13 protein-coding genes are annotated in these 14,307 nt (G+C 47.8%); 2 read left to right on the forward strand and 11 right to left on the reverse strand.

What is annotated here, in order from left to right:
- The 8 genes from B3D59_RS03995 to B3D59_RS04025 all read right to left on the reverse strand — a co-directional run.
- A partial coding sequence (locus B3D59_RS03995; RefSeq protein ID WP_286817840.1) for a multiheme c-type cytochrome occupies positions 1 to 1,232 on the reverse strand: 1,232 nt, incomplete at its 3' end.
- A 177-nt stretch (positions 1,233 to 1,409) separates the two neighbouring features.
- Positions 1,410 to 1,928, reverse strand: a complete 519-nt coding sequence (locus B3D59_RS04000; RefSeq protein WP_286817841.1) for a dihydrofolate reductase family protein — start codon at positions 1,926 to 1,928, stop codon at positions 1,410 to 1,412.
- A gap of 110 nt (positions 1,929 to 2,038) precedes the next feature.
- The gene (locus B3D59_RS04005; protein WP_286817842.1) at positions 2,039 to 3,646 is read right to left on the reverse strand and encodes a fumarate hydratase; all 1,608 of its coding nucleotides are present in this window, start codon (positions 3,644 to 3,646) and stop codon (positions 2,039 to 2,041) included.
- Positions 3,647 to 3,794: 148 nt separating this feature from the next.
- Positions 3,795 to 4,208: a 4Fe-4S dicluster domain-containing protein gene (locus B3D59_RS18280; RefSeq protein WP_349676860.1), complete on the reverse strand. Its 414-nt coding sequence runs from the start codon at positions 4,206 to 4,208 to the stop codon at positions 3,795 to 3,797.
- A 14-nt stretch (positions 4,209 to 4,222) separates the two neighbouring features.
- On the reverse strand, positions 4,223 to 4,528 hold the full coding sequence (locus B3D59_RS18285; RefSeq protein WP_349676861.1) for a 2Fe-2S iron-sulfur cluster-binding protein: 306 nt from the start codon (positions 4,526 to 4,528) through the stop codon (positions 4,223 to 4,225).
- Positions 4,528 to 6,327 (reverse strand): fumarate reductase flavoprotein subunit, encoded by a 1,800-nt coding sequence (locus B3D59_RS04015; RefSeq protein WP_286817843.1) that lies wholly within the window; start codon positions 6,325 to 6,327, stop codon positions 4,528 to 4,530. Before B3D59_RS04015 ends, B3D59_RS18285 begins: the two co-directional genes overlap by 1 nt.
- A gap of 186 nt (positions 6,328 to 6,513) precedes the next feature.
- Positions 6,514 to 7,059, reverse strand: a complete 546-nt coding sequence (locus B3D59_RS04020) for a hypothetical protein (RefSeq protein ID WP_286817844.1) — start codon at positions 7,057 to 7,059, stop codon at positions 6,514 to 6,516.
- On the reverse strand, positions 7,001 to 7,450 hold the full coding sequence (locus B3D59_RS04025; protein ID WP_286817845.1) for a hypothetical protein: 450 nt from the start codon (positions 7,448 to 7,450) through the stop codon (positions 7,001 to 7,003). The genes B3D59_RS04020 and B3D59_RS04025 overlap by 59 nt, the downstream gene beginning before the upstream one ends.
- 508 nt (positions 7,451 to 7,958) lie before the next feature.
- On the opposite strand from B3D59_RS04025, the gene B3D59_RS04030 reads away from it, so the two are divergent.
- Complete coding sequence (locus B3D59_RS04030) at positions 7,959 to 9,983, forward strand: DUF342 domain-containing protein (protein ID WP_286817846.1); 2,025 nt, start codon at positions 7,959 to 7,961, stop codon at positions 9,981 to 9,983.
- Entirely contained in the window at positions 9,967 to 11,700 is a 1,734-nt protein-coding gene (locus B3D59_RS04035; RefSeq protein ID WP_286817847.1) for a hypothetical protein, read from the forward strand. The genes B3D59_RS04030 and B3D59_RS04035 overlap by 17 nt, the downstream gene beginning before the upstream one ends.
- A gap of 448 nt (positions 11,701 to 12,148) precedes the next feature.
- Here the strand turns inward: B3D59_RS04035 and B3D59_RS04040 are convergent, their stop codons facing one another.
- The 3 genes from B3D59_RS04040 to B3D59_RS04050 all read right to left on the reverse strand — a co-directional run.
- On the reverse strand, positions 12,149 to 12,514 hold the full coding sequence (locus tag B3D59_RS04040; RefSeq protein ID WP_286817848.1) for an indolepyruvate ferredoxin oxidoreductase subunit alpha: 366 nt from the start codon (positions 12,512 to 12,514) through the stop codon (positions 12,149 to 12,151).
- 42 nt (positions 12,515 to 12,556) lie between these two features.
- Positions 12,557 to 13,078: a damage-control phosphatase ARMT1 family protein gene (locus tag B3D59_RS04045; RefSeq protein WP_349676862.1), complete on the reverse strand. Its 522-nt coding sequence runs from the start codon at positions 13,076 to 13,078 to the stop codon at positions 12,557 to 12,559.
- Positions 13,079 to 13,502: 424 nt separating this feature from the next.
- The coding region (locus tag B3D59_RS04050) for an AI-2E family transporter (RefSeq protein WP_286817849.1) at positions 13,503 to 14,307 on the reverse strand (805 nt) is incomplete at its 5' end.

Here is a 14,307-nt window from a genome sequence, read left to right on the forward strand (position 1 = left end):
GTGTACCCGCGTCGGGGTGCGGGATTTAATGCAAATAAATGGGACGCACTTTTGCCTACAGGAATCCGGGTGTCTGACAAAATTTCCTTGGCTTTGGCAATGTTGATGACAGGGTTGCCTTTGCCGTCCCCAAAAATGGTATTAAATATCACCGTATTTTCCGGCAGCTCATTGTTTTTATCGAGCACACCGGTCTGGTATACGATGTTGCCATCCTTGTCCGTCAAGGTGAGTTCAATCCATACCTGGCGCATATCAGCTAATCCTGTGGGCAGGCTGTGTCCGGCACCTGTATTGGAGACCACCACCCGGGCGGTGTTTTCTTTTTCCATCTCCAGGGAAATTTCAGCCGCATGCCTCAGGCGCGCCACAGCCATGGCGGATTTCTCTTTGTCGGAAAACATCTGGGGCAAACCGGAATTGGCGCCCACAAAATAGTGGGTAAAGATATGGGGCCGCTGTTTTGCGTCTGGTGTGGCACTGCCCGGGTTTTCGGGCCGCGGCGTGGACCCTGTGGCAGGCACTCCCGGCCGCTGGTACATATGACACCCCTGGCAGGAGACATGCTTTTCAGGATCAGGACTGTTGTACGGGCCGTTTTCCCACTCCGTGTATGTGGTTTCAAGGTCGGTGCCAAAGGCCACATGTTTAACATCATGGCAGGTACCGCAAATTTTTGAATCGGTATGCAGTTTTGAAAACGCGGCATCGTGAAACTCAGGTTCAGTATCGTCAAAGGGCCCATACTTGATACCGGGATCATCCTCGCCCTGGCCGGGTGATAAGACCAGTCCGTTGTTGTACATCTTGGTTATATCTACGGCCACATGGCAATAGTCACATTGGATACCCTGAGCAGCAATTCCCTCAATTTGTGAAAACTCATCAGACACTTTTTTGGGAAAACCGGTAACATATCCCACAGGGGTATGGCACTTCACGCATGACTCGGCCTCCGCAATATGACCGGCTTCGGTCAGGCCCTGGAGGTAAAATTTTGCCACCCGGGTATAAACCGGGTCTTTATGGGAAAGGTGGTGCATGGAATTTTGCCACTGGGCCATAATCTCATCATGACACGCCCCGCAGGTTTCGGGATCAATGAACTGATCCAGTTTAAAAACCATTTCCTTGGTAGGGGCCCCAGAGGGCAGAACCCACACCAGTCCAATACACAGAAAAATTAGCCCGCACCAGGTGGCTAAAATCTGTATTCTTATTTTATTTTGCATTATTAAGCACTCCTTTTTTTTCACACCCCGAAACAATATGCGGCCCACCGGGCCGGTCATTTTCTCGGGGCTCAGGATTTGCAGGGGCCACGGCCCTGTTGGTTCGCCTTCTGGGTGCCCTTTGCGATCCACTCCAAAAAACGAACAACGAAATTTTTTTTCTTATTTGTGACTACACTATTTTTCATGGGTTTCCACATAATAAATGAGCAGCAGATGCCCGTTTCCCATATCCTGACTGGACTCAAACCTCAGGCCTATGTCAAGATCAAGGGGTGGGGCAAATAGGGACAGTCCTGAACCAAAGAGGCGGGGCACCAAGGTCAAGTGCACCTGGGTGATCAAATTGTCACGGGCAAACAACGTGTTGACCGTGGCTCCGCCAATCAGGGCCGCACTGGTATATCCCTTGCGTTCAAGATCTTCAAGAATCTTAGCCGGGGGCAGATCCGTAAATATCAGGTTGTCCTGATCACTTTGCCTGGATTTATCCCGGGTCATGACAACATTAAGGCGTTCCGGAAGGGGTTTGCCTATGGTGTCATAGGTTTTTGATCCCATAATCATGGCACCTGACTTTTTGGTCAGTTCCACAAAATATTTTTTATCGGCTTTGCCGGTCCAGTCGACAAGCTGTCCGGAGTTCTTGGCAATCTTACCGTCCACCGTTGAGGCCATCAGCAGAATGACTTCCATATATTCCCCCCTTTCCAGATGGAAACAGGACAGACAGACACCTTAAATAGATCCGGCAGCCCTGTCTGTCCTGTTTGACTTTAAAAACAAATTGAATATTAAAGTACTATTTATACCAGGCCTTTAAAAAAGTCATTGCCCTTATCATCAACAAGGATAAACGCAGGAAATTTTTCCACCGTGATCATCCACACGGCTTCCATACCCAACTCTTCATATTCAACCAGCTCGACTTTTTTAATAAAATCTTTGCCCAGACGTGCGGCAGGACCACCAGGAGAACCCAGATAGAAACCGCCGTAAGTTTTGCAGGAATCGGTAACGATCTGAGAGCGGTTGCCCTTGGCCAGCATGACCATGGACCCACCTTCTTTCTGAAAAATAGGCACATAGGGATCCATGCGGCCGGCTGTGGTGGGTCCGAATGATCCGGAAGCTTCGCCTTCAGGTGTCTTTGCAGGCCCTGCATAATAGATGACGTGATTTTTAATGTAATCGGGCAGCCCCTCGCCCTTTTCATACCGTTCCATAAACTTGGAATGGGCAATGTCTCTGGCCACAATGATTTTACCGGTCAAAGAAAGACGGGTGGATACCGGATATTTGGTCAGTTCAGCGCGAATTTCATCCATGGAACGGTTCAGGTCAATCTCAACGGCAGGAACCATTTCAGGTTCGCTGGCGGGCAGGTATTCTGCCGGATTTTCGACCAGCTGTTCCAAGAAAATGCCGTCCCGGTTGATTTTGCCCTTGATCTGACGGTCAGCTGAGCAGGAGACGCCGATGCCGATGGGGCAGGAAGCCCCGTGGCGCGGAAGTCTTACGACCCGGATATCCAGGGCAAAGTATTTGCCGCCGAACTGTGCGCCAAGGCCTAAATCCCTGGACCGGTCCAGAACTTTTTGCTCAAGGTCAATGTCCCTGAACGCATGACCGGTTTCACTGCCCGTGGTGGGCAGGGTATCCAGGTAACGGGCCGAAGCCAGCTTCACAGCCTTGAGATTGAGTTCCGCAGAGGTTCCGCCAATAACAAATGCGATGTGATACGGGGGACAGGCTGCTGTGCCCAGGTGCTTCATTTCTTTGAGCATGAAGTTAATCAGGCTCTCTTCGGTATTGAGCACGGCCTTGGTCATCTGGAACAGGGCTGTTTTATTGGCAGAACCACCACCTTTTGCCATGAACAGGAAGTTATATTCATCACCCTGGACCGCAGCAATGTCCACCTGGGCAGGCATATTGTTTTTGGTATTCACTTCTTTGTACATAGTGAGCGGCGCATTCTGGGAGTACCGCAAATTATTTTGTGTATAGGCTTCAAAGGCGCCTTTGGACAATTCGCACTCATCATTGGACCAAGTCCAGACCTGCTGCCCCTTTTTACCCATAACAATGGCGGTGCCGGTGTCCTGACACATGGGATAGACCTTTTCAGCCGAAATTACGGCGTTTTTCAAAAGCTCGAGGGCTACATAGCGGTCATTGTCAGAACTTTCAGGATCATCAATGATAGCCTTTACCTGCGCCAGATGTTCGGCCCGGTACAGATGGGCCACGTCTTTAAACGCAGCTTTGGCCAGTAGAGTCAATGCAACGGGCTCCACCATGACCACATCCTTACCCTCAAATTCCCGGACCCGGACATGATCCTTGGTCAACAGGCGGTATTGCGTTGCATCCTTTTTTAACGGAAACATGGGTTCATAGTTAAATTCCATTCGTTTTTCCCTCTTTTAGTTTTTCCCTATTTTAGAAGATCTGACAAGCAGCAATCTGAACTGCCTGCTGCCTGCCGCCATTATTTGAAATAATTAATATAAAAGTCCGAACAAATTGTCCAATTTTCTTTTATATTTTTCCAATTTCCTATTTAATCATAGCCATCCTGCGTCTTAAATATGCAATCCGGGTCTGAAGGGGCAGATTCTTGGGACAGTGATCCTCGCACCCCATAAGGGTCATGCAGCCGAACACCCCGTCACCATCACCGATGATCTCGTAAAATGCTTCATCGGTCCGCTTATCCCTGGGATCCAGATAAAACCGGGCCAGACGCATGAAACCCACGGCGGACAGAAAATCGGGCCGCATACGTTTCGTGGCGCAGGCAGACACGCAGCACCCGCACTCCACGCAGCGTTCCAGTTCATATACCTCATCCATGATATCGGGGTCCATGCGCTCTTCCAGTTGGTCGAAATCCATATCGTCAGTTTCAATATCATGGATCCACGATTCCACCCGCTCGCTCATGGCCTGCATGAATTTGCCCGTGTTCACGGACAGATCACCGATCAGCTCAAACCCGGGCAGGGGAGCAGGGTAATCTGTCCATTTTCAAATTTTGAGGTCAGGGTCCGGCAGGCCAAATCGGGTTTCCCGTTGATCACCATGCCGCAGGAACCGCAGATCCCGGCCCGGCAGACGAAGTCAAACTGCAAAGAGGCTTCCTGTTGTTCCCGGATCTCGTTTAATGCAATGAAAATGGTCATCCCCGGGGCTTCGGTGACCTCATAGGTTTCCATACGCGGCGCGTCGCCATTTTTCTGCGGGTTGTACCGAAATATCTCAAATTTTAAACGTCTTCCGTTTTCGCTCATTATTTATACCCCCTGCCGATACGCTCGTTTTTGCCTTTGAATTTTTCCGGGATGGACGTGGGATTGAGCAGTTCCTGCATCTCGAAACGGTCTGCCTTTTTATTGGCATTTTTTATCTTTTCGATCTGGGCCACGCGTTTTTCCGTATCCGGGTGGTGAATGGTTTTGTCCTCACCACATCCCCTTCCCCCCGGCGGCAGCTCCATTTTCATGGCATCCAGCGCCTCATAGGTGACTTTCGGCAAATCTGCATCGTCGTCCTCCCAGGACGTCAGGGTGCGCTTGAGCCAGTCGCGGTCATTTCTTTCCGGGAAATCTTCCCGGGCATGGGCCCCCCGGCTTTCGGTCCTCAGCATGGCACCATAGGCCACACACAGGGCTAATTTAATCATCTTGGGCACCCGGATGGCTTCCACAAGCTCGGGGCTGGCTGAAGATGTTTTGTTCCGCAATGCTATATTTTTTGCCCGCTGGTTGAGCGTTTTGAGCCCGTCCACAGCCTGTTCCAGCTCCGATGCGTTGCGACCCCCCCCCACCTTGTCCATCATAATCTTCTGCATTTCAGCTTTCAACCGGAACGGGTTTTCTCCATATTCCCGGGTGAGCAGGTCTCCAATCTTTTTTTCCTCACGGTTCATAAAGTGTTCAATGGTTGCGGTGGAGATAGTCAGGCTGCTGGCAGCACAATAGTCCGCCACAAATTCACCGACGATCATGCCGGCCACAACGGTTTCAGCAACAGAGTTGCCACCCAGGCGATTAAATCCGTGCAGGTCCCAGCACGCGGCTTCACCGGCCGAAAACAGCCCCTTAAGGGTCGGGCTTTCGCCCGTGGCTTTGGTTCTGACCCCGCCCATGGCGTAATGCTGGGTGGGTCTGACAGGGATGTATTCGGAAACCGGATCAATACCCAGAAAGTATTCGCAGATCTCTTTGATTTCGCGCAGGTTCTTTTCAATATGCTTGCTGCCCAAAAGGCTGATGTCCAGCCAGAGATGATCACCGTAGGGAGACTGGACCCCTTTGCCCTTTCGTATGTGCTCAATCATGCGCCTGGACACAACATCGCGAGAGGCCAACTCTTTTTTATCGGGCTCATAGTCGGGCATAAACCGGTAGCCGTTCCTATCCCGGAGCAGGCCGCCATCCCCCCGGCATCCTTCGCCGGCCAGAATACCCACAGGTACAATACCGGTGGGATGGAACTGCACCGCTTCCATATTCCCCAGGGCGGCAATGCCCGTTTCCAGGGCAATGGCCTCTTTCCTTTCATGGACGGGGATCTCCATCTGGGTGGCCTTGTTGCCCATAGTATAAAGCATGGTGTGACCGGTACCGTCGGCGGTAAAACAGGTGCGCCATTTTTGGGTGCCGCCGAAACTCCGGGCTGTGATCAGGCCGTGGGCCTCATGCTTTTCAGTGATGATCTCCTTGCTGCCGTCAATAATTACTTCCTCGTCACCGCCCCTGACCCTCGACCAGGGAACGCCCCAGGCTGAAAGCTGTCGGATGGCTTTGGGCGCCGTGTTAACAAACATTCTGGCGACATCCTGGTCACACCCCCAGTCAGACCCCTTAACCGTATCTTCAAAGTGGATATCTTCATCATCCCCTTCGCCTTTGGCACAGGCGCCAAGGCTTGCCTGCATGCCGCCCTGGGCCGCAGCAGAGTGGGACCGTTTGGCAGGCACCAAAGATAGAATAATGGAATCATAGCCCCTCTGCTTGGCTGCAATGGCCACGCGAAGCCCTGCCAAACCGCCACCGATAACAAGTGAATCCGTATATATGATATTCATTGGGCGTTCCCTTTCTTAGAGTGTTTCTTCTGGACTATGACCGCCTTCAATCATGTGGTGGATTTCCCCTTCGGGGGCGTATTCTTCGGATTCCGAAGGCCCGGCTTCTTCGATGAGTGCCTCATGGGCTGCGTCATCATCACCTGCAGCGTCTTCCTGGATTCCTTCCTGGAGTTCTTTCTGGATTCATAGCTGGAGATCGCCCGGATCATCTACCACTTTTTCGTGGGCAGCTTCAAACTCCCGGACCACAGGGGCACTGTCATTGGGCATGCTTTCTTCGATGGGGGAGGAAGCGGCCTGTTCATGAACGACTTCAGTGTCAGGCAGCGCTTGATGGAACGCACGCTCAGCTGCAGGCTCAGCCCCATAGGTCTGGGCCCTGGTGGTGGACTGATGGGGTTTATCATCTTTATAGCGCAGGCCGATAATCACAAAAACCAAAAGAGCGAGAAGCCCTGCAGACAAAAAAACAATAATCAGCTTGTTTCGCAAATTTTTCAATTTTGCTCGATTTTCTCTGGCACGTCGATAGTCACCCCCCTGGAACCAACCCCATTTCATGCACAGCCGATAAAGGCCGATGTTGCCGTGAAGCACGGCGCACACCAGCAGGATCAGATAAATAAACCACATATTGCCACCCAGCACCCTGCCGGCGCACAGGTAGGCATCAATGGAACCCGGATGGGTAAGCATGGTGTAAAGATGAACAGGACCTGCAAAAAGCATAATAAAACCGGTCAGGACCTGTATATACCATAAATTTGGTATCCTGATGTCTCATCATGGCCATCTGGTCTTTTATAATACGGTGCTGTTTCCAGGAGATGAGAAATTTCCTAATCCCTAGCAGCGCATGAACGATAAACAAGAAAAACACTATGAATACGGCGAAAAAGACGGCAATGGGATAGCCATGCCCGGTGTCGGATAAAAATGCCAGTTCCATGTTTTTGGACACCCAGTTAAAGGCTCTCGGTCCAAGGATGATACTGGCGTCTAAAACGATATGCACCCACACGAACAGGCCTAGAACAAGACCGGTACCACTCTGGAGAAAATCCAGCCGGGCCGGAAGCCTGCTCTTTTTCTTAATTGATTCAATGGTGTAGCTTTCCAATGTAGAAACATCCTTCGTGTTATCGTTTTAAATGCATTCTTGCAGATCTGTTCTATTTCGCCTAAATTCCTGCAGAGATAGAAATTGTTTTTTAAATGCATTTACTTTAACCTCTCAGATTTTGCTTGATCCTGAGATGAGATAATGGTGCCGGTATGAACCATCCGCCAGCCCCGAGACACGATTACCCCTCGTAATAAATCCAAACCACCTGTTTTGTCAAATATTTATTCTCAAACAGGCAACCTTAAAAAATATTCATAAATAAAGGAGATAAAAGGAAGTTTTCTTTTCAAACCCTCGACGGTTGTGCAGGAAAACAGCCCTGAATTTTTCCAAAACTGCCGGGGGTTTTTGTTTTTTCTTGAAGTTTTACCCTTGATGCGCCACAATACCTGCAAATTCATTTCCAACCCGGGTGTATCCTGATAAAAGGCGCAGTTTTAAATTGCAGGATGATCGGCATGCTGCAGCAATAGGGTGGTCTCACTTAATACAAAAGATCTATATGCTTGAAAAGCTTGCCTTACAGAAAAAATTCATTACAGATGCTCAGTGCGCACAAGCAATAGAAGCATGTCGCCACGCAGAAAATTTTGATCTTGCGTTAAAGAACTATTTTGAAAAGGAAAAAATTCTTACCGACAAGCAGATGAAAATTCTTATAGCCACCTATACTGCGTTAAAAACCATCCAGAAAAATCAGGTCTTCGGAAATTGTGCCGTTGATTTAGGGTTTATCAGCAAAGAACAATTCCTTGGGGAGATGACCCGGCAGAAAAATACAATTACGGAAAACAACCAACCCGAGTTTATCGGTAAAATATGGACACAAGACCAGACACTTAACCAGGAAGAGTACCAGGAGATCATACAGCAACTTCAAAAAGAGCAGAATCCCCAGGGGACTGCCCGGTCAACCAGGCCTGTGGCAGATCCTGATCCGGAACAAACAGATCACTCGCTGGCCACAGAGCTTGACTGCGACGTGATGCTTGAAATTGATGCCTCCGGTATGACGGCATTTATAAGAAAAACCGGTAAATTTAAAGACACGGTTACTGCCGCCAAAATCATTGAACAACTGGAGGATAAGGGTATTGTTTACGGCCTGGTTGAATCGTCTGAGGTAGAAAACTTCATAGATTCATCGGGATTCAGGACCAATCCGTTCCGGGTGGCGCAGGGGAGGGACCCGGTACCGGGCAAGGATGCCAGGATCGAATATTTTTTTGAAACAGACCATCTCAAGGCCGGGGATATTGATGAAGACGGCAACATTGACTTCAAAGACAGGGGACCCATCCCCTGGGTAAAAAAAGGAAGTCTGCTGGCAAAAAAATTCCCCATGACCGAAGCCCGTAAGGGCAGAAATATCTTTGACCAGGTTGTTTACGTTCCTGCCGTGGCAGACATGGCCCTGAAATATGGCACAGGGGTTATCTGCGCTTCCGACGGCCTTGAACTCTATGCTGAAATCAGCGGCACCCCGACCCTTGATCAATCTGATAAAATTCAGGTAAGCCGTGCCTTTATTGCGCCCAGTGATGTAAATTTCGAAACCGGGCACATTGACTATGAGGGAGATATCGTCATCAAAGGCACACTCAAGAACGGATTCAAAGCCATGGGCCATGCGGTTCGCGTCGGCACGGTGGACGGCGGAGAAATCCGGGCCACTGGAGATGTTACGGTTCTCAACGGTATGATCGGCGGCAAAGTATATGCCCGGGGCAATGTCCGCATAAAATTCGTACAGAACTCTACTATTTACTGCCTGGGCAACCTCACCGTGGACAAAGAGATCCTGGACAGCCGAATCATCACATCCGGTGCCGTAATCATCAATAACGGAGAAATCATATCTTCGAACATCACCTGCAACAAAGGGCTTTTTGCCCGGCAACTGGGTACGGAGAAATCCGTACCCAACACAGTCACCTTTGGTGTCGATGCCTTCACCGCCCGGGAACTGAAACGCATCCAGGACCGAATTGAACATAGTATCGACGGACAGGAACAGCTCTATGAAAAGCTGGAGTCCCTGTCTGAAACACTTTCCCGTGACACAACAAATACGTTGGGACTGGTTCACGAAATCGAAAGGGCAAGACAGGATAACTTTTTGTTGTCACAAAGCCCAGGGAATCCCATCTCAGCCGGACTCAAATCCCAGATACAGGTGAACAACCGGTTGCTGGTACGTTTAGACAGAGAGGTGAACCAGCTGCTTGACCACATTGAAAAGAAAAAAAGCCAAAAAGAAGGATTCAAGGCTGAGTTGAGCCGGCTGGAAAGCACCCTTGAAAAACTGAGAAGCGAACAGGATAATTTCACCCGGTGGCAGCAACGCAACCCAGGGATTGCCCAGGCGGTTATCTTGGGCCAGGTCATCTCGGGAACCATAATAAACGGTCCGGATGTATCAATGGAAATCCTTGAGACCAGAAAGAATGTAAAAATTCTTCAGACCCTTGTCGCCAAAGATGGCGACACTGCAATGGGAATACAGATCGTTGACAATACTAAATGAAAATAAAGTCCAGGCGTTCCGGAACAGGCTGTATAGCCAGGATATGCCGGAAATCATGCGCCGGGGAGGCGAAGGCCTAACGCCTGTAAAAAAATACCCCGAAGACGAAAACGGTTATCCCCTTGTCCCCATCAAGAGGATTACCCGTTTTTTCATAGAAGAGATGGAAAAAGCGCAATTTGTGCTGCCGGACCAGCATATTGAGGAACTTTATACACTGTTTCGGACTCTGATCCAGGATCTGCCCGAGCTCTCATTTGATATAAGTGACAGTATTTCCCAGGAGGACATTCAGGATGCGGATAATAAAACTACCATTGAATTTCTCACCACCAATGTCATCATTACCTATTTTCACCTGGCAAAAACCAATCTGGAGAACCGGGATGAGAGCCTGCTTAACCCTGATATGCAGTCCATTATGAAACAAAGCACAGCGGGCAGGGATTATAAGCGCCTTGTGTCGAACACCCTGAAAGGACTTATTTTCAGCCTGTCCCAGGACAAACCATGGTTTGAATACATCGAAGATATTAATGACGCAGATCTGATCTGCCGGCTGGTTGGAGCCAGACTGCCGAGCATGGAAAAAACAACCTTGGGCGCCATAACCGGTAAATCCCGACAGGAGATCGCCGGTTACAACGAGATGTTCACCAAACTGCTTTATACCCGCGCCCGGACCATAACCACCGAGAAAAACAAAAAAGAGTACTTCAAGTCCATGGAAAAGCTGGATACAGCCATCTATGGTATCTTAAAAAAGATGGACCGATTCCTGGCGATGACATATCGGCTGAGTCAGATTTTGGACATTCCTTCCAGATTCATTATCGGCGATACATTTTCCAAACTCAGGCAAAATATGCTGTGGCTTTTTTTTGACGTATGGCCCAAAGCCTATGAACAGGGGAAGATGCCGAGCCAGAGAACTGTTTCCGCCCTGCGGCACAGGATGAATATCTTGTTCAACCTACCCCACATCACACGCTTCTGCCGGGAATTTACCCAGAACCCGGCATTCCAGACCCCGGTGAATGATCTTTTCCGGCTATTGTTCAAGGCGCTTGTAAACAACATTAACCATGTCTCCATTGAAGAGAACAACAACAGTGCCGGCCTGGGGCCGGTGGAAAGTGCATTGTTTGAAATCCGGCGGGCCATTGAAAATTTTGATCTGCATGAATCCCGGCTTACAGATGAAAAAAAAGAGGTAAAAACGGCTTATATTTCATTAAGTTATAAAACGGACGTTGAATCCATAGACGCGGTTTTAAATCTTTGTGACATGATCTGTGAAGTGACCCATGACAAGGACCGGGAAATCATGGTCAGCATACGGGCCGCACTTATGGAAAAAAGCTTTTTCACCCTTGCAGAATATGCCGCCCAAAAGGTAGCGCCTAAAGACGTCATCCCTGAAATCAGTAAACGGCTTCACGCCTTTGCCGTCCATTACCGGCCTCAAAGGGAATTTTACCGGATATTTTTTGATACCTATGTCATTTCCAAGCCCAGGCCCAATGTCCCCCATTACACCCGGTTTCTGATAAGCAACAGGCCCTTTGCCCAGGCTATGCTTATGCGCTTTGCAGATTACAAGACCATGAAAAATTTTTTGCCGGAATCCTATATTGAAAAAGCAAACCAGCTGCTCGATGATCTGCTGAAAAAAACCAGGACTACAGCTTGGAACCCCGGCATGGAAGCGTTATAAACAACACGTTCAAAATCAGACGCATCCAAATTTAATCAGCCAATACTCATCAGAGAAACCATGGATCCTTCACAACCATTTTCTGATCTGAAAGCCATATACCAGGCAGCAATCAAACGGGGGGACCCATATGCCATGGCGCAGTCAAGGGTAACCCTGGACAACAACACCCTTGACAAAAAACCACTGAACTTCTGCTGGCTTGCGGGGCCGGCATTAACGAAATTAACAGACAGACACCGACCAAGTCAGTAATGACTTGATTTTTTCAAAGGTTCACAACATTCTTTTGGGCAATAATTTGTCTGCCCCGAATGCAGCTCGGCAAAAGGCGGGGCTGGATATCAGTGAATACCTGGGCAGAAATAATTCATTCTTTGTTGTGGGTTCAGCCTGGGTATTCATAGACCAGGTCAGCCCATGGCTGTTATTATAAAATAAGAACTTACTATAGGCATTCCATGTTCTTCAGAAGTTCAAGCTGCTCAATGGTTTTTTCCGCCACTTTTTTATTTTTAGTAAAAAGACGTTTTAAACGTTCGATAAGCTGCTTTTGCTTTGTCTTATCATTGGCATAATATTCATGCGCTAACAACTTTTTGGCGTAAGCTAAATTTGATTGCACTTCGTCAGGGATTCGCTCTCCGTCATGACGCGCCGCATCCTCCGGGCATACATCATGACAAATTCCACATCGGATACACTCGACATCGTTTATAAACGCAATGTCATTTTCCATCCCGATTGCCCCGGCAGGACATTCATCGACGCATATTCCGCATCCCGTACACGATTCTTTCTTTATCCATGGCATTTATGTCAGTCTCCTTTTCTTAATTTTATGTACTTTTTTTTATCATAAAACCAGTTTTGAAACTACCATATCATTTTTATCAACACCCAGTAAATTTGCTATTGGGTAACATTTTGCAATTAAAAGAAAAAATTGATTCGGATGGCAACTTTCCATAAGGCCTTCAAAATTGCCCTGCCCTTTCGATATGATAAGATCAGCATTATTATATTCTTCTAAAAATTCATCTGAACAAAAGTCAATGAGTGTTGAAGGCGCATCAAAACCATTGGAAATAACCCTGCAAATCTTGTCAATGCCTACTTGATTTGCATCTTCAAGTGTTGCGTCGTTGATTACAGGTTTTCCCCGTACAGCAAAAGTGATGTTTTTATGATTCATTGTTTCAATAAATAATTTATCAAAAACTATTTCGCCACAATTATCGCCTAAGTATAAAATAGTTTCAGCTTTACGGATTTCATTTTTTAATTCTGACGTCATATCAACTTTTAAATTTTTATGAAAAAAAAATTCAATTTGATTCGATATGTCGTCATTAACACTTTGTGCGCCATAATCAATTNNTTTGCCGCTGTGAAAAAAGGATTTTCACTTTCATTAACGATGGTCTTCCAATATGGGTATTCTTTTAGAAGAATATCATTGGCCTCTAATTTTTCTTCGGCATACAGGTTTGTATTGCTAAGATGAATCCTGGCCATGCGGTGAATTTCAGTTGCCAATTGGGGATTTGAAAGTTCCCAATTAGATTCAATAAGTTTATGTACTGAAAAAATGAAATTTGCTGCAACTTTTTCATCAGGTTTAAATTTATCAATAAGTTTTTCAATTGTCCTGATATGACAAAAATAGCATTCGTGCCTCATACTTCCCCTTTATTGATGCATTACGCCCATTCAAATAATGAAAACCTAACCTTGGGTATCAAAAACCAAAGTTTAGTGCCAAACCCAATAGGACTATCTGCGCATATTCTACTATTATCTTACGGTCCGACTTTGGGCAGTATATCCTTAAAAACAACGCCGTAAATATCCCAGATAGTGACAAACAATGCCGCAATAATAGGACCGATGATGATGCCGATAATACCGAACATGGCAATGCCGCCAAGGGTGGAAAATAAAATTAAAAGATCGTGCATCTCCGTGTCTTTGCCCACAAGCCTGGGCCGCAGAAGATTGTCAGCACTTCCCACGATCATCCCGCAGAAAACGATAAGAGCGCCGGCCTTAAACCATGCACCCTCGGCGAATAGCCAAAGCGCCGCCGGAATCCATATCAAAGCCGTTCCAACGGGCGGTATAATGGACAACACCGTCATGACAGCACCCCAGAAAAACGAACTGTCAATGCCAACCACGGCAAACGCGATGCCGGATGCCCCGCCCTGAACAATACCGATGATGGTGGTTCCCTTGATCGTGGCCCGNNAGGTAAATTTGTCAAGAAGCCGTCTTTCATACTTATCGTCCAGGGGCATATAAAATAGAATTTTCTCTAACAGCTTATCTCCGTCTATAAGAAAAAAGAACATGGTATATAAAAGAATGGCCACCATAAATATAAAATTTATAGTGCCCATGGTGGCGGTTTGAAGCCCGTTGACAAAAAATTGACTTGCGGCGCCCACCAGTTCTCCGGCCTTGATGTAGATGGTTTCTCGGTAGGGCTCTACCTGTTCATAAAAAGGGAGATCTTCCAGCCACTGGGAAATGGCTACGGGTGAAGACAATTGTTTCTGAACCCAGGGTGTTGCTGTCTGACCCACCTTGATGGCCTGGCTGGTT

The sequence above is a fragment of the Desulfobacter sp. UBA2225 genome, assembly GCF_002348205.1.
GTDB lineage: Bacteria > Desulfobacterota > Desulfobacteria > Desulfobacterales > Desulfobacteraceae > Desulfobacter > Desulfobacter postgatei.